The sequence below is a fragment of the Loktanella sp. S4079 genome (assembly GCF_000967725.1).
Classification (GTDB): Bacteria; Pseudomonadota; Alphaproteobacteria; order Rhodobacterales; family Rhodobacteraceae; genus Yoonia.
This window is the reverse complement of sequence record NZ_JXYE01000003.1, coordinates 283994-305732: the sequence shown is the minus strand read 5'-3', so window position 1 is coordinate 305732 and position 21739 is coordinate 283994. Positions and strand designations below refer to the sequence as shown.

Here is a 21739-nt window from a genome sequence, read left to right as displayed (position 1 = left end):
CAAACTATAGCATGATCACAGGATTCTGCGAGAGGTTTGAAACGACTTTACAATTTATAATATATAACCTATTAGTTATATAATGAATATGTTACAAATTGAACCCATTGCCAATAAGTTTGCCGCTTTGTCTGACCCCACGCGCCTGGCTATTGTGCAGCGCTTGGCTATCGGCGAGGCCACCGTGACAGAGTTGGCAGAACCTTTTGATATGTCGCAACCGGCTGTTTCGCGGCACCTGAAAGTATTGGAAAGCGCTGGGTTAATTAGCAGGCGTATTGATGGACAGCGCCGCCCGTGCCGGTTGGCAGATGGTGCGTTGGACAATTTGGACCAATGGCTTTCGATGCTGCGCCGGTCGATGGCGGCAAATTACGATCGGCTCGACGCGGTGTTGGCCGAAATGCAAGCAGAGGACGAAAGGACGACGGAATGACAAAGCTTCAATTAAAGCTTGAAGGCGACACGCATATTATTGTCACACGCCGATTTAACGCACCACCAGCGTATGTATATCGCGCCCATACGGACCCGGAATTGATCAAGAAATGGTTGTTTGGGCCAGATGGCTGGCGACTAACGCAGTGCACATATGATGCGCGTCCCGGAGGTAAAATCCGCCTCGATTGGGAAGATGAAAACGGAGAGAATGGATTTTATCTGACCGGCGAATTCATCGCGCTGACGAAAAACGAGCGGATCGAACATGTCGAACGCATGCATTTGCCCGATCCAACGCCTGACAATCACAATGTCACAACGTTTCAGGCCGATGGCGCCGGAACGCTGCTAACTATTCGTATGACAGTGCCCGACGCCCAAGCCCGCGCAGAGATGCTCGCGACAGGCATGGAAGAGGGGATGGAGGCCAGCTACGAACGTATTGATCCGATGTTTGAGATGGCCGACTAGTTTAGCCCCACTGGCTGCCCGACGACCACAAAATGCAAGGCGTCGGGCTGCAAGAGTTCAGCCGCGACACGGTTCACATCCTCTAAGGTGACCGCCTCGATATAGTCGTTTCGATTGAGAACGTAGTCGGGTGACAGATCAATCATCTGCATTCCAACCATGATTTTGGCGATCTCACTATTGCCGTCAAAACGCAGCGGGTATTCACCCGTCAGATAGGTTTTGGCGCGATCCAGTTCCTCTTGGGTGATCCCATTTGCGGCGGTGTCGGCCCAAACCTCTTTGGTGACGGCAATTGCCTCGGCGATGGTGGTGTTGGATGACGCGACAGAGCCAAGCAGCAGTTCGGCGTGGAACTTGGGAACCAGATAGGTGCCGATTCCATATGTCAGCCCGCGCTTTTCACGAACTTCATTCATCAAACGAGATTCAAACCCACCAGAGCCCAGAACGTTATTCAGCACATAGGCGGCAAAGAAATCGGGATCATCCCGCTTCATTCCTGCATGCCCAAAAAACGCTACAGCTTGTGGGGTGGCGTAATCGACGACAGTCGTGCCTCCATCAAGGCCGAATGCAATATCGGCAGGCAGCTTTGGCCCATTGGCAGGTAGATCGCCCAGCAATTCATCCAACATCGGGCCGACCTCGGCTGCGGTGATATCACCCACTACCGAAACATAAAGCCGATCATGCGTGAGCGCCCGCGCATGTGCGTCAAACATATCCTCCTGCGTGAGCGCATTGACGGTTTCAACGGTGCCATTGCTGTCTGTCCCATATGGGTGATCCTCAAATGCAGCGCTATAGAATGTCGAGCTTGCGATACTATTGGGGCGTTTTTCCTCGGATGCGATATTGGCCAGAACTTGGGCGCGGACCCGGTCCAAGGCGTCTTGGTCAAAGCGTGGAGCGATGATCGCCTGACGCAACAGATCAATCGCGGCGTCTTGGGTTTCGGTCAAGAATTGCGCTGAAACCGAAATGGTATCGTCATGCGATCCAAATCGATAGCTCGCGGCCAATGCTTCGCGCGCGGCTTGGAATTCTTGGGCGTTCATATCGCCGGAACCTTCCTCTAGCAGGCCCATCATCAAGTTAGTGGCGCCGCGTTTACCTGGCAGGTCTAGTGAAGTACCGCCACGGAATCGTATTTCCAGCGCGATGAAAGGAATGCTGGGTTCTTCGACGACCCACGCTTGAATCCCGCCTTCAGACGTTACCTCGATAATGTCGGTTTCGGCGCGCGCGGCACTGGCGAACAGGGTGAGCGAAATGGCAAGGAATGTACGAAGCATCATTGAGCATCCTCGGGGTCAGCGACAACCCAGCCTGTGACGGCCTGATCGCGGTTAAAGACTTTGGCGGCGACAGCTTTGACATCTTCGGCAGTCACGGATTGCAGCACCTCGGGCCAGGCTTGGACGTCAGCGACTGTGAGGCTCTGGGTCAGGGCAGCCCCATAGCGATGGGCCAACCCTTGGGTGTCATCAAGTGCATAAACCTCTGCGGCGTGCAGTTGCGTGCGGATGGTGTTCATCCGTTCTGGGTCAATATCACTCGCCATGAAGTCGGCGATTACTTGATCCATCGCAGCCTCGGCCGCGGATAATGTCACATCCGCAGCAGGCGCAACCACGAGGCTAAAGGTCGTCGTATCCAGTGAGCTTCCGTCGTATGAGGCATTCGTATAGAGCGCCGTTTGACTGTCGAATTGCAGCGCAACACCGAGATCCGATGTGAATGGTGAACCGCCCAGCAAACGCGCAAGATAGACCAAGGCAGCGGCTTCCTCTTGGGAACCGGGGTTGCGTTCAGGCGCGAGATAGCTACGGATCAGATAAGGTTGACCAACCCGAGGATCGGTATAGGTGATCCGACGCTCTGCGCGTTGGGGTGGTTCTTGGGGGCGGATACGTTCGGGCAAGTTTGGCTCAGCGGGGATGACACCGTAATAGGTTTCGGCGAGTGCTCTCACCTCGTCCGGTTCAACATCGCCAGCCACGACCAAGACAGCGTTGTTTGGGGAATAGTAGAGATCATAAAAGGCCAGCGCATCATCGAGATTAAGCTGCTCCATCTCGTGTTTCCAGCCAATTACAGGGACGCCGTATCGGTGGTTCTGGAACTGCGCGGCGTTGAACTGCTCGCGCGCAAGGGCGCTTGGGTTGTTCTCGGTGCGCTGATTGCGTTCCTCAAGCACGACATTGCGTTCGGTTGCAATATTGTCGGCAGTGATCGCCAGGTTGGTCATGCGGTTGCTTTCCATCTGCATCATCAGCTCTAGCCGGTCTGCTGCGATCCGCTGGAAATACGCAGTGTAATCGTAGCTGGTAAAGGCGTTATCGCTGCCGCCATTTGCGGCGACAGTGGCGGAAAATTCGCCAGATTCCAAAATGTCGGTTTGCTTGAACATCAGATGTTCAAAGAAATGGGCCACGCCAGACGACCCAACCGGCTCATCGGCGGAACCGATTTTGTACCAGACCATATGCACCACAACAGGGGCGCGGTGGTCTTCGATAACGACGACCTCCATCCCGTTTTCAAGCGTGTAGGTGGTTACTTCTTCGGCCTGTGCAGCAGCCGTGGTTGTCAGCATCGCCAAAGCGGCAAGAAAACGTTTCATCAGCACCCTTCCGGTTTCGTCCACGGCAAAGTGACGCCCGGTGCGGCAATGATCAAGCGAACATACGCGGATGTGAGGAATGTTTTACTCTTCGGACGGAAGAACAGGCACTGCAACGCCAAGGGCGGCGAGACGCGCGAGTTCTGCTTCTGCGTCAAGCGCTTGGCGCGCATAAAGCGGGAAGTAGCGATCCCGGTTCAGCGGGTTGAACACATTCGAAAGCTGTTTGCGCCGGCGCGCCGCTGCGTCTTGCGTGGCGAGTTCGGCGCGTATTTCAGGGTTCACCCCATAGCGCACGGCATGCCCAACAAGAGCCGCATCGCTCGCTGGAACCCCACCAGCGTATTGCGCCGCTGGGTTACCCCCAAGCGCGCGAATGGCGTCCGCTTTGGGCGTGGGATCGGCACGGTTTACGCCACCCGGCGTTGGCACGGGCAGTTCAGCGGAACCGGGCGTTTCGAGCGGTCTGGCTGGTATGACCGAGAATTCATCAGGGCCCCCATCAGACCCGCCAAGTGCGCGCAGCGGTCGTTCGGTATTGCCACAGGCCGCCAGCGTGGCCATCGTCAGAACAGTCAGAATGAGTGCGCGCATTGATAGTTTACCCGTAATTAGCTTTCAGAGGTGTAGCCGATGCATGACCAGAGGTCACGCCCTCTTGTTCTTGGGTTTTGATTTGTGATCATCGGCGAGAAAAGCAAGGCCAACCGCACCGATAAAGATCGCAACATCTGCGATGTTGAATGAATAGGGGTTGTTGATGCCACAGCATGACATGTTCAGGAAATCAGCGACCGCGCCATAGAATACACGGTCGACAACATTGCCAAGCGCCCCGCCAATCAAAAATCCCGCAGACAAATAGACCCATTTCGAGCCGCCATTCTTGCGGAGCCACCAAAGGACTGCGGCCGAGATGATGAGCGCAACTCCAATGAGAACCCATCGCATGTCGAAACCCGAAAACAGGCCAAAGTTGACCCCACGGTTCCACGCCATTTGGAATTCAAGGTAGGGGGGGAAAACCTCGATCTTGCCCCGCCCGGGATTTCCCAGACCAAGCCAATGCACCACGTAATATTTGCTGGCTTGATCCAGCAGCAGCACCCATAGCCCGGTCCAGAAAGTTAGACGCATATCTGCCCCTTAGTGTTTAAAGTGGCGCATGCCGGTAAAGACCATGGCGATCCCTGCCTCGTCCGCAGCAGCGATAACTTCGTCGTCGCGCATAGAACCACCCGGCTGGATCACACATGTCGCACCAGCGGCAGCTGCCTCTAGCAGGCCATCAGCGAATGGGAAGAACGCGTCGGACGCAACAGCCGAACCAATTGTCAGCGGCTGTGCTAGTTCCATGGCCTCTGCCATACGCTCTGCTTTCTTAGCAGCGATCAATGCGGAATCCAGACGCGACATCTGGCCAGCGCCTACGCCGACTGTCGCCTTGTCTTTGACATAGACGATGGCGTTGGATTTGACGTGTTTTGCGACCTTCCATGCGAACAACAGATCGGCCATTTGTTCGTCGGTCGGGGCAACCTTTGTCACGACCTTCAGATCATCCATGCCAACGTAACCGGTGTCTTTGTCCTGAACCAACATCCCGCCCGCGACCTGACGGTAGGTGGTGATTGGCTCTTTGGGGTCAGGCAGGGCCTCTGTCGTCAAAAGGCGCAGGTTTTTCTTGGCTGCAAAGACAGCTTTGGCTGCGTCTGATGCGCCGGGGGCGATCACGACTTCGGTAAAAATTTCAGTGATCGCTTTGGCTGTTTCTTCGTCCAGCGGTTGGTTCAACGCGACGATACCGCCAAAGGCAGAAGTTCGGTCACAATCGAATGCGTTTTTATATGCTTCGAGCAGAGTGTTACCGCGCGCAACACCACAAGGGTTCGCGTGTTTGATGATCGCAACGGCTGGGCCGTCCGCAGGGTCGAATTCTGCCACCAATTCAAAAGCGGCGTCTGTGTCGTTGATGTTGTTGTAGGACAGCGCCTTACCTTGGTGCACAACGGCAGTCGCAACGCCCGGGCGGTTTGTGCCATCAGTGTAGAACGCAGCAGACTGGTGGCTGTTTTCGCCGTAACGCATGGTTTGTTTGAACGTGCCGCTGAACGAACGACGGCGTGGTTCGTTCTGATCAATCGCGCCCGCCATCCAAGTGCTAACAGCAGTGTCGTAGGCAGCTGTACGTGCATAGGCTGTTTGGGCAAGACGTTGGCGCAGCGCCATTGTTGTTTGACCGTCGTTTGCGTCTAGCTCTGCCAGAACCGCGTCGTAGTCTTCGACATCAGTCACAACAGTGACAAAGGCGTGGTTTTTCGCAGCAGAGCGGATCATCGCAGGGCCGCCAATGTCGATGTTTTCGATGCAGGCCGCGTAATCGCCGCCTTTGGCGACAGTTTCTTCAAAGGGGTACAGGTTCACGACCAGCAGGTCGATCGGACCAATGTTATGTTCAACCATTGCATCGCGGTGACCATCCAGATCGCGACGCGCCAGCAGACCGCCGTGCACAACCGGGTGCAGTGTTTTCACGCGACCGTCCATCATCTCGGGGAAACCGGTGACATCGGCCACATCGCGAACCTCTAGCCCGGCATCGCGCAGTGCCTGCGCAGATCCCCCAGTGGATAGCAATTCAACGCCGCGCTCAGCGAGCGCGCGCGCCAGATCAACCAGCCCGGTTTTGTCGGATACGGAAAGCAGCGCGCGGCGCAAAGGTGCAAGATCGGTCATTCAAAGTCCCCAGGTGTATATTCCACATCATCCATTGCCTCGGCCTGTACAAGATCACGCAGGGCAGTCGGCGTATCTTGTGCCTTGGCCAAAGACCAACGGACGCGTGTCGCATAGGACATTGCGTGCCCAGATAAAACCACTTGATGCGTGCCAAGTGGCCTTAATCGACCGTTTTGTAGGTAAACTGACGGCATAATCGACAGTTCTGCCGTACCATCATGCGAAAACACCCATGTTTCACCAGATTTCAAGGTCAGGAACACATGCGGACCGTCCTCTGTCGGCTGGACATCTGGATGCAGGTGCAACCGAATCTTAAAGCCGAGGTCAGACGCATTGGTCGCTGCATCGAATGTGCCTTTGTCAGTTTCATCCAACGTGGTCAGCAAATCTTCGCAGGTGATTTCCCGCCCGTCAGTCGATAGCTGCAAAATGCGTGCATGGGTGAGCCCGTGGCTATTTTTGTAGCCGTCATGTGACAGCTCAAGGCGCCGACCGTTTTCGACCAACGGGGCGTTGTAGCGCACCTCTTGGGGGGTGTTGCTCAGCTGGTCGTCATCGGTGTTCAGTCGCGAAGATGACACGCCATCGATCCCAAGCGTCGAATGACTTGCCGTGGCGCGACTGGCGCGGCGCCACTCTGTTCCAAATCGTGCTCCGGATCCGCTGTTCACGATCAAAGGGCGCCGACCAGATGCCACCTCAATCCCTAGGGTGCTGGCGTGCCCTTTGGCGGACATGACCCCTTCTGGTGGTGGTGCCGCGTCCACGATCAATGATGTCCGTCCACCTGTCAATTTTGCAAACCCCATGTGCAGACCCACTGTCGGTGCGGTCTTGATGCCTGCATCTGCCAAGGCTTGATCCAGCTTGCCTTCCAACCCTGATCCGCCACCGTGAAACCGTGTGAGGCTACCGTCGGAATGACGCAGAGCACGCAAGCTGGGAACGATGTCTTCGACGGCTTGGCTAATGCCACGCGGGACGCGCCGATTGGCCGCCTTAAGCGATTGCACTGCGAGGTTCAAAAGCGTCAGAATTTCAAGCAACTCTTCGGGATTTCGCGTCGCTATCGCGCCACCCGGACTAATTTGCGAATGGCATTCGATTGCCATTGCTTTGACTGCGGCATCAACGTGGCGGGCCATACCAGACAGCATGAGCCCCGCATAAATCAGCCCGGCGAGGGCCTCGAATCGGCTCACGCCATGGGGTGCTGCGTGCCAGCGATTAGCGAGAAACTGGGTTTGCTGACCAAGTGAGCGCATAAACTGGTCTGCTGCGGGCTGATCTTGGCCGCGCAAGATAAACGGACCGTGGTTAATCCATCGGATCACGCGGCGACCAACGACGCCAGCATCCCAGCCCGCGCTTCGACCGTCGCCGAATTGTTCGATCCAATCATAGACCCACGTTTGCGCGCGTGTGCGTGCCTTTTCATCGCCGACAGCAACCAGATCATCCGTCCAAGCGCAGCCGTGGATTTCGCCGATAACTTCGGGGTGATTGCGCGCGATGTCCCAAATCGACAAATTAGGGCCTTCGACGAATAGGCCCGCGAACAGGAAGTTTCCGGTAATCAGCTGACGACCCCGTCCAACAATCCCGATCGTACGCGGTTCGGGGGCGGTCACAAAGGTTGGAATTGCGTCACCAAGCGCGGCCCGACGCGCATGGATTTTATTCATGAAAGTCGTTCGGCGATCCCGCCATGTGGTCGGTTTAGCCACTGCTGCGCTGCCTCAGATATGTGTTGTTTTGCGCAGGATAAGAAATGATTAACGCTAAGTCACACAAAATTCTTGTCGCTCGGCGTGGTCTCGCCGTGCAAGGCAGTTCGCGGGCCTAGGCCGGTTTGCGAAGCACCGCGACATAAAAGCCGTCCATGCCGCCCAGCTCTGGCCAGTAGTCAGGTCGCAGCCGCAGGCCGCCTTCGGGCGTGATCCAATCGGCTTCGATACCGGGAAGGTTTAGCGCGTCGGTATCTGTGGTGAGCCCGTTATGACGGGCCAGCGCTTCTTCGACTTGGACTTCGCCTTCGTCGGGGAGAAGCGAACAGGTGCAAAACACCAGCCGTCCACCGGGTTTGAGCAAAGTCAGCGCATGATCAATCAGAGTTTCCTGCTGATCGATAAGTGCGCCAAACTCGGAACCATCTTTGGCGTAGGGCAAATCCGGATGCCGCCTGATTGTGCCCGTCGCGGAACACGGCGCGTCGAGCAAGATATCGTCAAACCCGGTTTCATCAAACGCAAAGGCATCAGCCACCATGGTCCGCGCATCCAATCCGACACGCGTCAGGTTTTCGGCAACGCGGGTCATTCGCCGCTCTGACAGATCGACTGCTGTCACCTTCGCGCCAGCAGCAGCAAGCTGCATTGTTTTGCCGCCCGGTGCTGCACATAGATCAACGATCTCGCGGTCAGATACATCGCCTAGCAGTTTCACAGGGATGGCTGCAGCGGCATCTTGGACCCACCAATCGCCAGTCTTGTACCCAGCAAGCTGCGAGACCTGACCTGCGTTCGCGACGCGGATGGACCCGGTTGGAAGAACAGTACCGCCGGTCATCTCGGCAACGGCGTGGGCATCGTCCTTGGCCGTGAGATCAAGCGGCGCTCCGGCAAAATGCGCGGTCTCGATTCCTTTGACGGCGTCGCGCCCCCAAGCGGCGACCAGCGGTTGACGCAGCCAACCCGGCGTCAGTGGGGTCGCGCGTTTTTCCCAGCTCTCAGCGCCTTCGGCTGCAATTTTACGTAGCACAGCATTCGTCAGGCCCTTCATTGCCTGTGTCCGCTTGTTCTGGCCCACGATTTCAACATAGGCGTTCACAACGCCATGGGCGGCCTCGCCGCTGCATAGCTCAATGACGCCCAGTCGCAGTGCATTTAGCACATGATTGTGCGGTGTCTTTTTCAGATAGGGTTTGAGCATGCGATCTGCCCGGTCCAAACCGCGCAGGGCATCTGTGGCCAGACGCTGCGCACGCGCGCGATCTTCGTTTGGCAGTTTGCTGAGCGCGCCACCGGCGATAAGCTCTGCCATCAGGCGGCCTTCGGTCGTGATCTGCATCAATAGGTAATGTGCAGTGCGTCGGGCAGGCAAACCTGATTGTTTCATGGGGTATCTCTTGCTGATGGGTGCAAGCGGCGTATATCAAAGCAGTGCCGCCGACAAGGAGAGACCCAATGTCCGACCAAGCCAAAGACCTTTCGACGCCAGCGCAGCGCGCGCTTGCCGAAGCCGAAGAACGCCGCAAGAAACAACAGGCGCAAGAGCTGCCGCCCGAGTTGGGTGGCCGTGACGGACCAGAACCCGTTCGGTTCGGCGATTGGGAAAAAAAGGGTATCGCCGTCGATTTCTAAATGTCGAAAATCGGCAATTCTTTGCCTCGACTAAGCGGATTTCGGCATGAAATTTGCGCAAATAATTATACATGTTCGTTCCGCGAAAATCATTGGTTACATCATCCCAGAGCCGCAAGTTGCTCTAACAAAGAAGGGGTGTAACCTATGAAAATCGAGGCACTTTTTACTGCGATCGCCATTTGCGCATCTTCGACAGCTTACGCGTCCGAGACCTGCACAACTGACCTCGTTGAAGCCAAATTTGCGCAAGCAAAAGAAGCGATTCAAATCATTGGCGAAAATGATCCAGATCGTATGTTTGTAGTGGTTGCCGAGTTTCAAGAAAACATGTCTGTCGCTGAAGCGTCTGCCGATCTGGCACCGATTTGTGCGACCTATGACGCCGTTATCGCAGCTGTAGAAGGCTGATTTGTTTCGGCAAGGGGGTGCGTGCGTTCCCTTGCTTTTGTCACTTTTCACAGCGAATTTGTCACATTCGCAACTTTCAAGAATTCGTAGGCTCTTCTTTCACGATTATTTAGGGTAATTGTGGTGAAAAACGGATATCGTCATCAACGATATGGCGATCCATTGAGGGAAAGAGCATGCGTAATTCAGTTCTACGTTTCGTCCTACTGTGCACCACTTTGTTCATTGCAGGGTGTAGCCTACCGCGTGGCGCAGGGTTCCAATCCGAAGTGTTGGCCGCATCGAATGCGGGTACGCGTGCTGAGGGCGAAGAACTCGTTTATGACTTTGAAGTGTATGAAGTCACACGAGAGACCCTTTCAATTATTAATTCATGGCCGAACCCTGACGCAAAATCCTTCTCTTGGCTTCCGTCCCAAGAACAGCCTGCGTCGCTGTTGATTGCTCCGGGTGATATCGTGCAGCTAACGATTTGGGACGCAGAGGAAAACTCTTTGCTGGCAGGGGTTGGACAACGCGCGACGCCTCTGCAAGAAACGCAAGTTGATGCAACCGGACGCATCTTTGTCCCTTATATTGGCGATATGCGTATCGCTGGCATGTCTTCTATGACGGCTCGTGCGCGCATCGAAGAAGAGCTGAGCAAAACGATCCCTTCTGCACAGGTACAATTAAACGTAAAGCCTGGGCGCCAGAACATGGCCAATCTCGTTTCGGGTTTTGGCGCGCCCGGCCTATACGAGCTACCTGACCGTAATTTCAAAATCCTAGAGCTGCTGTCTATGGCCGGTGGGGCGGATCCAACGTTGATAAATCCTCAGGTTAGGCTGGTTCGCAATAACCGCACTTATGGGGTTTCACTTGATCGTCTGTTGGACGAGCCATCTTTGAATACCACCCTTCGCGGGGGCGATCGGCTAAGAATCGTTGGCGATGAACGACAATTCCTTTCACTTGGCGCAACGGGAAGTGAATCTGTACATCCTTTCCCCAGTGCAGAGGTTTCCGCGCTTGAGGCGATGGCAATTATTGGTGGCGTCAGTGATGGCACGGCAAATCCAAAGGGTATTCTTGTCATGCGAGAATATGAAACCGCTGCGCTACGCGACGATCATACGGGTCCGTCAAAAGAAAGGGTCGTCTTTACACTCGATCTGACCAAAGCAGACGGATTGTTTTCCGCAGGCAAATTCATGATCCAAGATGATGATTTGATCTATGGCACCGAAAGCGTTCTTGGGCCCGCTCTGACCGTGTTTGGCTTAGGGCAATCGTTGGCCTCGCTCGCCAATTAGATCGGCTAAAACAAGGTGATATCGTCTGATAATATACTGGGGTCGGTTACATTTTCGATCACCAGTATGTTGTCGTCGTCAAAGCTGATGGTCATCGTTGTTCCGGTATAGGTGCCATAAATCAGGATAAGATCATCCACCGAAGTGAGGCCGGTCCACAGGGTCTCACTTAATGTGATGTGATCGTCGCCTTGGGCAAAGTCGGCGATAACGTCAGTGCCACCGTCAAAGATAAAGGTGTCAGCACCTGCATCACCAAACAAAATGTCATTTCCTGCCCCGCCGTGTAATGTGTCGGCCCCTTCGCCACCGCGCAAAATATCTTGACCGGTGCCACCATCCAACTGGTCGTCGCCTGCACCTCCGATCAAAAGGTCAGCACCTGCGTCTCCGTTTAAGTGGTCGTTTCCATCGCGCCCCAACAGAGTGTCATCCCCATCAGCGCCATTCATAAGATCGTTGGTTGTCCCACCGATGAGAACATCTGCACTGGCGCTGCCGTTGAGTGTGGTATTTCCAACAATAACTGCGCCGGGTGTTCCGGGCGGCGCTATTACATCATCGCCAATCGCTTCAACGATGGTGGAGAAATTGTCGGACGCGATCGTCGTGACACTTGATAATGGATTGCGACGGGATGGATCATCTGCTGGTGGTGGCTCGGTCCCGGTATCGGGATTTGGAATCGCGGGTCCCGGATAGCCCGAAGTGACATCTTGAGGAATGCGTGTGACCGCGATCAAATCGCTATTGGTAAATTGTCGGTAATCAATCGGCAGCCCGTCAGAACTATGTAGGATGAGCCGTTCGTCACCGTAGATAATTTCCGCTCCATCTGCCGTAATGCGCATCGTGAGTTGGCTGACATCGCGTAGCATTGACCAACGCGACAGGTCGATCACATCTTCGCCTATTGTGAAATCCGTGATGGTATCGTCCGCCCCATCCGCTGACAGCACGAAGACATCAGCGCCCGCACCGCCAGTCAGCAAATCTGAGCCACTGCCATCGCGCAAAATATCAGCACCATCACCACCGATCAGTGTGTCGTCGCCCGCCAACCCGATGAGCACATCCGCCGCCGCCGTGCCGTTCAAATTGCTTCCCGCGACTTCTGCTGTCACGGCCAACCCGATCTGCGCTGTTTCATAACGCAACTTGGTCAGGCCTTGCTCGCTACTGCTCGAAACATAAAGTTCAATGCCGCTTTCGGTACGTAGCCCAACAATGTCGCTGACATTGTCTAAACCCATGGCGGGAGAATCAGCGATATGTGCGCGTGGCAATAGGGTGCCATCTTCCATTAACAAAAAGATCGAAATCCCGTCGTCACTGCCCCCAGCGATTACATAGGTTTGCCCGTGATGTTCAACGACATCCAGTGCTGCGATCCCGTTAAAGCGTGTGTCCAGCGTATCCAGAATGTGGTCGCGTATTTCAAATGTACCATCGGGAAGTAGTTGCAAGACTGTCAAGCTGCCGCTGCCTGAGGCACCGACAATTACATAGGCTTTGCCATCAATTTCTACAGATTGCATCACTGTCGGGGTGTCGATCCAGAGGTTTTGATCCGGTCCGATACTCGCACGGGGCAAAAGATTTCCACTGACGTCGATTTCCCAGCTCGTAATGCCCGCGTCAGTTTGGCTTGCTGTGATCGCGTATTGATTGCCAGAAATTTCAATAACTTCAGTGGCAGCGATATGGTCGGTAAACGCCCCAGCAGGTTTGCTGTTTTGGTCGCCGATATACCCGCCGGTACTGTCGAAAAGAATGCGTGCTATCCCATCTCCATTCGCAACACCGCTAATCACAACCGAAGTTCCGTCACCCAAGGTCATTGCCGTGTAATTGTGCAAGCCAGTCACAGGTAAATCAGATGTATGGTAAAACGTGCCATCGGGGTTGAGCGATATGAGTTGTAGCTGCCCATTTTCCGCACCACCGCTAAGCAGTGAAGTGACCCCACCGAACGTAATTACGCAAAGTGACGGTGACACCCCCGCCAGCGCGACGCCATCATAGGTATAGCTGTCAATCATCACAGGAACCGTCCCGCTGATGTTCCAACCAACAAGAACGCCGTCGTACTCCGTGGTGCTATAAAGAAAATCCGTGCCGTTAACCGAAACCAAGGAAAGTTCGGCTATATGCGAATAGGCAAAGGGTTCCCCAGCACTGAGGTATGTAACCAGTGTTATTTCAGACATATGTGGTCCCCCCCAGGACCAAAGACAGTCTGAACGTGATTGAGTCGGGGGCCGGCGGGATGGCTCAATTGTGGCGGCGCAGTGAACCTTGATTTGGAATTGGCTCAAAACCCCGGTGAATTTTAACAGAATGCACAGCTTGTCCGATTGGTTTTGGCGGGGTTACAGTGAGGGCATTCAATAGTCAGGAATTTCTTATGCCCCCCAAATTCGGTACAAGCGGACTTCGTGGGTTGGTCACGGAACTTACCCCCGAATGCGTGGGCGATCACATTCGAGCGTTTATTGCGTCATGTCCTGTGGGGGCAGGGATCTACATTGGGTATGATCTGCGGCCTTCTTCACCAGCAATCGCTGAGATTGTCGCACAAAGCGCCGTGGCCGAGGGCGTTGCCGTCACAAAATGCGGCCCGGTACCCACACCGGCCTTGGCCTTGGCGGCAATGAACGCGGGGGCGGCGTCTGTGATGATCACCGGCAGCCACATTCCAGCTGACCGAAATGGGCTGAAATTCTACACGCCGGATGGCGAAATCACCAAAGCACACGAACAAGCAATACTCGGTGCGCTGGGCGCGAAATCCGGCGATGCCCACGCGAGCGTTGTTGAGAATAGCACCGCAATTGCAGATTATAATGCGCGCTATACGGCGGCATATGGTAACGCGCTCAGTGGGCTTCGCGTTGGCGTTTATGCGCATAGTGCGGTTGGGCGCTCGGGTTTGATCGAACTCATCGGTGCGCTTGGGGCCGAAGTTGTCACTCTCGGTTGGTCAGATCATTTCATCCCTGTCGATACCGAGGCCGTCGCGCCCGAACTGCGCGAGCAACTGCGACAGTGGGCGAGGGAACACCAAGTTGACGCAATCGTTTCGACTGATGGCGATGGCGACCGCCCATTACTAACCGACGCAACCGGAGAGGTCGTTCCCGGTGACGTATTAGGGCAAATCACGGCGCAAGCAATTGACGCGAAGCAAATTGTGACACCGGTTTCGTCGAACTCCGGTGTCACCCAGATGGGATGTTTCGATGGCGTGACACGCACAAAAATTGGATCGCCCTATGTGATTGCCGGGATGGAGCAGGTCAGGGGGAGCATCGTTGGTTACGAGGCGAACGGTGGTTTCTTGTTGGGATTTACTGCTGCTGGTCCAAGTGGGGCGCTACGGCCGCTGATGACGCGGGATGCCGTGCTGCCCATTGTGGCGGTGCTGGCCGCGGCGCGCGGGGGCTCCGTCGCTGACTGCATTGCGGCAATGCCTCCTTGTTTTACGGCAGCAGATCGTTTGCAAGAGGTGCCGACAGAGAGGACGGAAGCTCTCGTTTCGAAGTTAACGAACGATCGCCATGCGCGATCCGATTTTTTGACATCGCTTGGCGCCGCCGAAGCAAATGTGGATCTGACCGATGGTCTGCGGATGGCCGCAGTGGATGGGCGAATCATCCACCTACGGCCCTCTGGGAATGCGCCCGAACTGCGGGCTTATGTCGAAGCAAACACGCCTGATGTGGCTAAAACAACGCTGTCCGACGCGCTTTTGGTCGTTCGCGATTGGCTAGGTCGCTGAAATAAAAGGCGTATCGTTACGTTTGCCCAAGACTGTGTCGCTGAGCACAGACAGCTGCGTTGCTACGCGGGGTAGTAGAAGCAGGGCATTGGTTAACGAATTTGTTTTTGGCTGTTCGCCTGAGGGCTTCTCGTGCTGTCCCGCGCGGGAAGCCTATACTTTTTTAACTATCGTAACCGTTTGGATTTGCTGATTGCCAGGCCCATGTGCTTGCTGTCATGTCGTCTAAGCCATGTTCAGCGTTCCACCCCAATTCTTGTGAGGCGCGGGTGGCATCGGCTTGCATAGCGGCAATATCACCTGCGCGCCTTGGGGCCAATTTGGTCGGGATCGTATGGCCGCAAGCGCGTTCAAATGCGGCAACCATATCGCGCACGCTATAGCTCTGCCCGGTGCCGATGTTGAACGGGCGCGCGCCAGTTGCGTTTTCTGCGTAGTTTAGCGCGGCAACATGTGCCCGCGCCAAGTCGACGACATGGATGTAGTCACGCAGCCCAGTTCCGTCGGGCGTGTCGTAGTCATCGCCAAAAACAGTCAGCGCATCGCGTTTGCCGACAGCCACTTGTGCAATAAACGGCATTAGGTTGTTGGGGATGTCTTTTGGATCTTCGCCAATCCGCGACGAATGATGCGCGCCGACGGGGTTAAAGTAGCGCAGCAAAACTGAGGAAGCGTCTGGCGTCGCTTTGGCCCAATTCGTCAGGATGTTTTCAGCCATCAATTTGGATTGCCCATAAACGGACATTGGGGCTGTTGGGTGTGCCTCATCGTAAGGTAGATAGACGGGTTCGCCATAGACGGTGGCCGAAGATGAAAAGATGATCTTGCGGCAGTTTACGCGATCCATCGCATGTAGCAGCGCTAATGTGCCGCCGACATTCACATCGTAATAGACGAGCGGTTTTTCTTCGCTTTCGCCGACGGCCTTTAGCCCAGCAAAGTGAATGACCGCATCGGGGCGAAAGTTCTGCATGACTTCGTCGAGCATCGCGGGGTCACGCACATCACCAGTAAAGTCGGTCACCGTACCGTTCGATAGGCTTCGTACCCGGTTCAGCACTTCGGGTGTTGCGTTTGAATAGTTATCAAGAACGCAGACCTCGTGACCTTGGGCCATGAGTTCGAGCAAGGTGTGGCTGCCAATATACCCGGCGCCGCCGGTCACAAGTACGCGCATCAGAGGATCAAATCATCAGTTGTCAGTCCCGTTGCGTTTGCCACAAAGATTGCCATTTCCGCAATCCCATCAACGTCACGATCAATTTCAATCATTGTATTGCCGCCGTTTTCAACAAAGGAAACGGCACCTGCTGCGCTAAGGTCGGCGTCGATACCAGAAAGGTCAATTATATCGCTACCAGAGGTGAAGTCGGTGATTGTATCGTAACTGCCTGCCCAGCTGTCGCTCGCAGCGTGAAAGATAAAGCTATCCGCCCCGGCACCCCCGGTCAGGGTGTCTTGGCCGAGGTCACCAGCGATCTCATCATCTCCGGCGCCACTTTGGATGGAGTCATTGCCGCGACCACCCGATAGTGTGTCATTACCCCCGGCACCATTGATGGTGTCATGTCCGCTCCCTCCACGAATCGCATCGCTGCCATCACCCCCGGTTAGCGTGTCGCTCCCGCTTCCGCCAAAAATGGCATTCGTGCCGGTTGAGCTGCTGATCGTGTCCCCACCGGAATTCCCAAACAGTAGATCATTGCCGCTGCCGCCTGTCAGGGTATCATCGCCCGAGTTGCCCTGTAGCGTGTCATTGCCTGCGTCGCCACGTAGTGAATCGTCGCCCGCGCGGCCAGAAAGATTGTCATTCCCGGCATTGCCTGTCAGCCCGTTATCCACGTCATTCCCGATCAAGGTATCGTTGCCCGATCCCCCAACGGCATTTTCAATCACGACGCCATTCGCAATGGTGTAACCACCCGAGATTCCGTTCACAGATGATATGAATCCCGCGCCGCCTTCTTCGTATCGTAGGGTCGCGGGACGTAGGTCAATAGTTGCACCTGTAGTGCCTGAGTGGCGGATGGTGTCGACGCCGCCCGTATCCCAAATTGCTAGCCAACCTGTATCACTGTCGGCTGTGTTTTGGTCGGGCAGCTCATAGGCGCTATCTCCGCTTTCGTGTGTTGTGTTGGCGCCATAGAGGTCTTGGAGCGCGGCGATATCAAGCGCCATCGGACCCAAAATATCACCATAGTCATTGCTACCCGAAAGAGCACCATCCCATCCGCCATTGTACGACATTGCCGTATAGACGGTTTGGTTAAATCCAAAGTCACCATAGTAACCGAAAGGAAAATCTAGCGCATCCGGATCAAGACCTGGCAGAATTGAGTCACCATCATGCGGATGTTCTAGGCCGAGACCGTGAAGCACTTCATGCACAATCGTCGAATAGCCTAACCCGCCGGGCTTGAGACCATCAGTGTCCCACCCTAGCCCTCTTTCGTTAAAGACACCGACACTCGATGAACTTCCGAAGGGATAATAGAAATACCCAAGTAACGTATCACCATAGTCAGCAAACAGTTCGTCTGTATCGAGTACGACTTGAAAATCTGCGTTTGGGTCCGTTGATTCAATGAATGTGATATCAGCAACTGCTGATATCGAAGCGAGCGCAGACATAAATTGGGCACGTTCGTAGTCTGACCAGCCTTCGGATGTTACGCCATCGCGCGAAACACCATAGGGTGCAAAATAAACTGTGATTGGCTCATCTGTGTCTGTTCGTTGCGTTCCGCTATCAAGCGTATCAACCGGGCTGGGAAAGCCGAGCGCGAAGGCCGCTGATGTGATGGTATTCGCCTCTGCGGCCAAAGTCTTAGAAGTGGATTCGGGCATTCTTGTCGTCTCTTTTGTTCGAGCGTTGGCACATCTCGACGTCTTTATGTAATCAAACTATGGCGAAAACGAGGGCAATCGCGTTTGGAACCTCTACAACCATAAGGTTGCTGTCAAACGAGCCGAACGAAAAAGATGAAAATCGGCGGATCAGCTCCGCGAATAGATGTCTTCGTAACGAACGATATCATCCTCACCGAGGTAGCTGCCTGTTTGTACTTCAATCAATATCATCTGTAGTTTGCCCGGATTCTCCATGCGGTGCGTGGCACCCAGTGGAACGTAGATTGATTGATTTTCCGTTACGAGCTTGACGTCTTCGTCGACAGTTACTTTGGCGGTGCCCTGTACGACAATCCAATGTTCTGCACGGTGATGGTGCGACTGCAATGATAGCGCGGCGCCTGGGTTCACGACGATGCGCTTCACTTGGAAACGATCGCCGATGGCAATGCTTTCAAACCAACCCCATGGCCGGTGATCTTTGGGAAAACATTCCGCCTGCGGGGCGGATTGGTCTTTGAGCAATGCAACTGCCCCTTTGACGTCTTGTGCGCGGTCTTTGTGCGCGATGAGGACGGCGTCAGGCATGGCGACAGCAACAATGTCTGATAATCCGATGCCAACGATGGCTTGCGTGTCGCTTTCGGATCGGAGCAACGTATTGCTGCAGTCGATATCTGTAGCGGGGCCTGACTTCGCGACACCTTCGATTTGGGTTTCACGCCACACGGATGCCCAATCACCCAGATCAGACCATCCTTCGCGGTAGGGCACCACCGACAGGTTGTCCGATTTTTCCATGATGGCGTAGTCAATTGAAATTGCTGGCGCTTGTTCCCACGGTTCCGGTGCAAGCCGTAAAAAACCAAGATCGGCTTTGGCGTCTTTAACGGCGGCCTCTACCGCCGCAAACATCTCTGGCGCATTCTTTTGATAGGCAGCAACGATGTTTTGCACCGAAAACAGAAAGATACCTGCGTTCCATAGATACCGCCCTTCGGCGAGCATTTCTGCGGCGCGATCCGCGCTGGGTTTTTCAACAAATGCCTTGAGCGGAAGCGGTGTGTTTGCGCCATTGGGTTGCTTATCGAGTTCGAGATAACCGTACCCCGTTTCGGCGCGGTCAGGTGTGATTCCAAATGTGACAAGCTGCCCGGCTTTTGCCGCGGGTACTGCGGCCTCGACGCTGGTCGCAAAGGCCACGTCATTTGGGATCACGTGATCAGATGGCGCAACGAGCATCAGCCCATCCGGGTCAACCTGCGCGAGATGCAGCGCTGCTGCTAATACAGCGGGTCCTGTGTCACGCCCGCTGGGTTCGATCAGAACCGCACCGGGGTTTACGCCCGCCTCTTGCAATTGCTGGACAACGGTAAACCGAAAGCTGTCCCCGGTGACAACAATTGGTGCGTTATATCCATCACCGCTGAGCCGTTTGGCGCTCGCTTGGAAGAGGCTGTCGCTACCGATCAGAGGGGCGAATTGCTTGGGGTAACTTTTCCGAGATAGTGGCCACAGACGGGTGCCCGATCCGCCACACAAAATGACAGGTGTAATCATGATACTTTTACGCTGAACGCAGCGCCCTATGAAATTTCTTTTGTTCAATGTGCCAAGAATAAGTGGCAGCAATCCCATCGTTTAATGCGACTTTGGGTTGCCAGCCGAGCTTAGCCAATCGTTCGATATTGAGCAACTTTCGTTTTGTTCCATCGGGCTTCGAACGGTCAAAAACGATTTCACCCTCAAAGCCAGTGATCTGGCCGATCAGCGATGCGAGGTCCGCAATCGCTATGTCTTTGCCTGTGCCCACGTTCAGGTGGCTTTGCATCGGTTCGGTCGCTTGTGCATAGGTTTGCTGATCAAGTTGCATCACAAACAATGCCGCCGCTGCCAGATCATCCACGTGCAAGAATTCACGTCTCGGGGTGCCGGACCCCCAAATAGTCACCGTTTCACTGCCATCAGTGACGGCGTCATGAAATCTACCCAAGAGCGCAGGCAGCACATGGGCGTTTTCTGGGTGAAAGTTGTCTCCTGGCCCATATAGGTTTGTTGGCATAATGGACCGATAGTCGGTGCCGTATTGCCTGTTGTAACTCTCACATAGTTTGATGCCGGCGATCTTGGCGATTGCGTAGGGTTCGTTTGTGGGTTCAAGGTGACCTGTCAAAAGCGCCGATTCATCTATCGGCTGATCAGCATCACGCGGGTAGATGCACGACGACCCCAAAAACAAGAGCCGATGAATGCCAGTGGCAAAGGATTCGTGGATCACATTCGCAGCGATCATCATGTTTTCGTAGATGAACTGCGCGGGGTAGGTGTTATTCGCCCAAATCCCGCCGACGCGTGCAGCGGCCAAAATCACGGCGTCGGGTTTTTCGCGTTTCAGGAACTGACGGACATCTTGTTGATTGGTCAGGTCCAGTTCTGCGCGTGTGGCTGTAATGACAGTGTGTATGGATTCGTGGCGTAGGCGACGCACAACAGCGCTGCCCACCATCCCCGTATGCCCGGCGACGTAGATGCGCATTCTACGCCTCAAGGGACATGGGTAGGCTTAGCCCGTGTTCTTGCAAGAGGGCGTGTCGTCGTGCGGTTTGCAAGTCGGCGCTCACCATTTCTGCGCACATTTGCTGCGCGGTGATCTGCGGCGACCACCCTAGCTGCGCATGGGCCTTGCTGGCGTCACCCAGCAACGTATCCACTTCGGCGGGGCGGAAATACCGTGGGTCGATCCGCATGATGACGTCGCCGGGTTTGACCGATGCGGCCCGGTCGCTGGTGACGGCGGTGACAACGGCGGTTTCGTGGATGCCTTTCCCGGTAAAGGTGATTTGCAATCCCAGTTCTTCTGCTGTCCAACGGATGAAATCACGAACCGAATGTTGCTGCCCCGAGGCAATCACATAGTCTTCTGGATTGTCTTGCTGGAGCATGAGCCACTGGGCGCGAACGTAGTCTTTGGCATGGCCCCAATCGCGCAATGCATCAATGTTCCCCATGTAGAGGCAGTCTTGTAGTCCCATCGCGACATTGCAAAGCCCACGGGTGATCTTGCGCGTGACAAATGTTTCGCCGCGCCGTGGGCTTTCATGATTAAAGAGAATACCGTTACAGGCGTATATGCCATAAGCCTCGCGGTAATTTACGCAGGTCCAATAGGCAAACATCTTGGCCACCGCGTAAGGGCTGCGCGGGTGAAACGGTGTCTGCTCTGTCTGGGGGCTTTGACGGACCTGCCCATAGAGTTCTGAGGTCGAGGCCTGATAGAACCTTGTTTTGTCTTCACGTTTGAGAAAACGAATGGCCTCGAGCAGACGCAGCGTGCCCATCGCATCCACATCGGCGGTGTATTCTGGGGAATCAAAACTGACAGCGACGTGTGATTGCGCACCTAGGTTATAGACTTCGTCGGGCTGCACCTGCGCCAAGATACGTGTCAGATTAGAACTGTCGGTCAAATCGCCATAATGCAGAATGAAATTCGCGTCATCCGTCTGCGGGTCTTGATAGATGTGATCCACGCGCGCGGTATTGAACTGCGAGGACCGTCGCTTGATGCCGTGCACCTCATAGCCTTTTTCCAAGAGAAGCTCGGCCAAATATGATCCATCTTGCCCCGTGATCCCGGTGATCAATGCGCGTTTTGCCATTGGTTGCCTCCGCAGTGCTTAGCGATTCGTTAACTCTCTTGGTGGCGAAGAGGTCTTAACGGAGCGTTAACCACCGCACGGTGCGTGTAAGCTTCGTT

The 21739-nt window shown here is 54.9% G+C and carries 19 protein-coding genes; 6 read left to right on the top strand and 13 right to left on the bottom strand.

The genetic code is table 11. From position 1 onward, the window contains the following. The first annotated feature begins 82 nt into the window (after positions 1-82). The gene (locus TW80_RS10795; RefSeq protein WP_239450529.1) at positions 83-436 is read left to right on the top strand and encodes an ArsR/SmtB family transcription factor; all 354 of its coding nucleotides are present in this window, start codon (positions 83-85) and stop codon (positions 434-436) included. Then, the gene (locus TW80_RS10790; RefSeq protein ID WP_045997411.1) at positions 433-912 is read left to right on the top strand and encodes an SRPBCC domain-containing protein; all 480 of its coding nucleotides are present in this window, start codon (positions 433-435) and stop codon (positions 910-912) included. The genes TW80_RS10795 and TW80_RS10790 overlap by 4 nt, the downstream gene beginning before the upstream one ends. Here the strand turns inward: TW80_RS10790 and TW80_RS10785 are convergent. The 7 genes from TW80_RS10785 to TW80_RS10755 form a co-directional block, all read right to left on the bottom strand. After that, positions 909-2210, bottom strand: coding sequence for a M16 family metallopeptidase (locus tag TW80_RS10785; protein ID WP_157033258.1), 1302 nt, complete (start codon positions 2208-2210; stop codon positions 909-911). The two genes, TW80_RS10790 and TW80_RS10785, sit on opposite strands and share 4 nt — an antisense overlap. Beyond that, the gene (locus TW80_RS10780; protein WP_045997409.1) at positions 2210-3541 is read right to left on the bottom strand and encodes a M16 family metallopeptidase; all 1332 of its coding nucleotides are present in this window, start codon (positions 3539-3541) and stop codon (positions 2210-2212) included. The genes TW80_RS10785 and TW80_RS10780 overlap by 1 nt, the downstream gene beginning before the upstream one ends. An 84-nt stretch (positions 3542-3625) precedes the next feature. Continuing rightward, positions 3626-4135 carry a DUF3035 domain-containing protein gene (locus TW80_RS10775; RefSeq protein ID WP_045997408.1) on the bottom strand — a complete coding sequence of 170 codons (510 nt, stop codon included), beginning with the start codon at positions 4133-4135 and terminating at the stop codon, positions 3626-3628. Between the two features lie 54 nt (positions 4136-4189). Next, positions 4190-4678: a signal peptidase II gene (gene lspA, locus TW80_RS10770; protein WP_045997407.1), complete on the bottom strand. Its 489-nt coding sequence runs from the start codon at positions 4676-4678 to the stop codon at positions 4190-4192. A 9-nt stretch (positions 4679-4687) separates the two neighbouring features. Then, a complete protein-coding gene (gene purH, locus TW80_RS10765; protein ID WP_045997406.1) occupies positions 4688-6277 on the bottom strand; it encodes a bifunctional phosphoribosylaminoimidazolecarboxamide formyltransferase/IMP cyclohydrolase in 1590 nt (529 codons plus the stop codon). Beyond that, positions 6274-7968, bottom strand: coding sequence for a heparinase II/III family protein (locus tag TW80_RS10760; protein ID WP_045997405.1), 1695 nt, complete (start codon positions 7966-7968; stop codon positions 6274-6276). Before TW80_RS10760 ends, purH begins: the two co-directional genes overlap by 4 nt. Positions 7969-8125: 157 nt before the next feature. Continuing rightward, the gene (locus tag TW80_RS10755; RefSeq protein ID WP_045997404.1) at positions 8126-9400 is read right to left on the bottom strand and encodes an RsmB/NOP family class I SAM-dependent RNA methyltransferase; all 1275 of its coding nucleotides are present in this window, start codon (positions 9398-9400) and stop codon (positions 8126-8128) included. Positions 9401-9468: 68 nt separating this feature from the next. Between TW80_RS10755 and TW80_RS10750 the strand changes: the two genes are divergently transcribed. The 3 genes from TW80_RS10750 (at position 9469) to TW80_RS10740 (ending at position 11351) form a co-directional block, all read left to right on the top strand. Next, positions 9469-9645 carry a DUF1674 domain-containing protein gene (locus TW80_RS10750; protein WP_045997403.1) on the top strand — a complete coding sequence of 59 codons (177 nt, stop codon included), beginning with the start codon at positions 9469-9471 and terminating at the stop codon, positions 9643-9645. A 147-nt stretch (positions 9646-9792) separates the two neighbouring features. Then, a complete protein-coding gene (locus TW80_RS10745) occupies positions 9793-10056 on the top strand; it encodes a hypothetical protein (RefSeq protein WP_045997402.1) in 264 nt (87 codons plus the stop codon). Between the two features lie 176 nt (positions 10057-10232). Further along, positions 10233-11351, top strand: coding sequence for a polysaccharide biosynthesis/export family protein (locus TW80_RS10740; protein ID WP_045997401.1), 1119 nt, complete (start codon positions 10233-10235; stop codon positions 11349-11351). A gap of 5 nt (positions 11352-11356) precedes the next feature. Here the strand turns inward: TW80_RS10740 and TW80_RS10735 are convergent, their stop codons facing one another. Continuing rightward, positions 11357-13561, bottom strand: a complete 2205-nt coding sequence (locus TW80_RS10735) for a calcium-binding protein (protein ID WP_045997400.1) — start codon at positions 13559-13561, stop codon at positions 11357-11359. A gap of 197 nt (positions 13562-13758) precedes the next feature. On the opposite strand from TW80_RS10735, the gene TW80_RS10730 reads away from it, so the two are divergent. Further along, positions 13759-15132, top strand: coding sequence for a phosphomannomutase (locus TW80_RS10730; RefSeq protein WP_045997399.1), 1374 nt, complete (start codon positions 13759-13761; stop codon positions 15130-15132). A gap of 163 nt (positions 15133-15295) precedes the next feature. Here TW80_RS10730 and galE read toward each other — a convergent pair whose 3' ends face one another. The 5 genes from galE to gmd form a co-directional block, all read right to left on the bottom strand. Next, on the bottom strand, positions 15296-16309 hold the full coding sequence (gene galE, locus TW80_RS10725) for a UDP-glucose 4-epimerase GalE (RefSeq protein WP_045997398.1): 1014 nt from the start codon (positions 16307-16309) through the stop codon (positions 15296-15298). After that, positions 16309-17979 (bottom strand): M10 family metallopeptidase, encoded by a 1671-nt coding sequence (locus TW80_RS18475; RefSeq protein ID WP_052700959.1) that lies wholly within the window; start codon positions 17977-17979, stop codon positions 16309-16311. Before TW80_RS18475 ends, galE begins: the two co-directional genes overlap by 1 nt. A 150-nt stretch (positions 17980-18129) precedes the next feature. After that, a complete protein-coding gene (locus tag TW80_RS10715) occupies positions 18130-19542 on the bottom strand; it encodes a mannose-1-phosphate guanylyltransferase/mannose-6-phosphate isomerase (protein ID WP_045997397.1) in 1413 nt (470 codons plus the stop codon). Positions 19543-19549: 7 nt separating this feature from the next. Continuing rightward, positions 19550-20518 carry a GDP-L-fucose synthase gene (gene fcl / locus TW80_RS10710; protein ID WP_045997396.1) on the bottom strand — a complete coding sequence of 323 codons (969 nt, stop codon included), beginning with the start codon at positions 20516-20518 and terminating at the stop codon, positions 19550-19552. A gap of 1 nt (position 20519) precedes the next feature. Continuing rightward, the gene (gene gmd / locus TW80_RS10705; protein WP_045997395.1) at positions 20520-21641 is read right to left on the bottom strand and encodes a GDP-mannose 4,6-dehydratase; all 1122 of its coding nucleotides are present in this window, start codon (positions 21639-21641) and stop codon (positions 20520-20522) included. Positions 21642-21739: the final 98 nt, after the last annotated feature.

Coding starts and splice junctions, on each gene's coding strand:
- TW80_RS10795 (WP_239450529.1), top strand. CDS start 83: ATGAATATGTTACAAATTGAACCCATTGCCAATAAGTTTGCCGCTTTG.
- TW80_RS10790 (WP_045997411.1), top strand. CDS start 433: ATGACAAAGCTTCAATTAAAGCTTGAAGGCGACACGCATATTATTGTC.
- TW80_RS10785 (WP_157033258.1), bottom strand. CDS start 2,210: ATGCTTCGTACATTCCTTGCCATTTCGCTCACCCTGTTCGCCAGTGCC.
- TW80_RS10780 (WP_045997409.1), bottom strand. CDS start 3,541: ATGAAACGTTTTCTTGCCGCTTTGGCGATGCTGACAACCACGGCTGCT.
- TW80_RS10775 (WP_045997408.1), bottom strand. CDS start 4,135: ATGCGCGCACTCATTCTGACTGTTCTGACGATGGCCACGCTGGCGGCC.
- lspA (WP_045997407.1), bottom strand. CDS start 4,678: ATGCGTCTAACTTTCTGGACCGGGCTATGGGTGCTGCTGCTGGATCAA.
- purH (WP_045997406.1), bottom strand. CDS start 6,277: ATGACCGATCTTGCACCTTTGCGCCGCGCGCTGCTTTCCGTATCCGAC.
- TW80_RS10760 (WP_045997405.1), bottom strand. CDS start 7,968: ATGAATAAAATCCATGCGCGTCGGGCCGCGCTTGGTGACGCAATTCCA.
- TW80_RS10755 (WP_045997404.1), bottom strand. CDS start 9,400: ATGAAACAATCAGGTTTGCCTGCCCGACGCACTGCACATTACCTATTG.
- TW80_RS10750 (WP_045997403.1), top strand. CDS start 9,469: ATGTCCGACCAAGCCAAAGACCTTTCGACGCCAGCGCAGCGCGCGCTT.
- TW80_RS10745 (WP_045997402.1), top strand. CDS start 9,793: ATGAAAATCGAGGCACTTTTTACTGCGATCGCCATTTGCGCATCTTCG.
- TW80_RS10740 (WP_045997401.1), top strand. CDS start 10,233: ATGCGTAATTCAGTTCTACGTTTCGTCCTACTGTGCACCACTTTGTTC.
- TW80_RS10735 (WP_045997400.1), bottom strand. CDS start 13,561: ATGTCTGAAATAACACTGGTTACATACCTCAGTGCTGGGGAACCCTTT.
- TW80_RS10730 (WP_045997399.1), top strand. CDS start 13,759: ATGCCCCCCAAATTCGGTACAAGCGGACTTCGTGGGTTGGTCACGGAA.
- galE (WP_045997398.1), bottom strand. CDS start 16,309: ATGCGCGTACTTGTGACCGGCGGCGCCGGGTATATTGGCAGCCACACC.
- TW80_RS18475 (WP_052700959.1), bottom strand. CDS start 17,979: ATGCCCGAATCCACTTCTAAGACTTTGGCCGCAGAGGCGAATACCATC.
- TW80_RS10715 (WP_045997397.1), bottom strand. CDS start 19,542: ATGATTACACCTGTCATTTTGTGTGGCGGATCGGGCACCCGTCTGTGG.
- fcl (WP_045997396.1), bottom strand. CDS start 20,518: ATGCGCATCTACGTCGCCGGGCATACGGGGATGGTGGGCAGCGCTGTT.
- gmd (WP_045997395.1), bottom strand. CDS start 21,641: ATGGCAAAACGCGCATTGATCACCGGGATCACGGGGCAAGATGGATCA.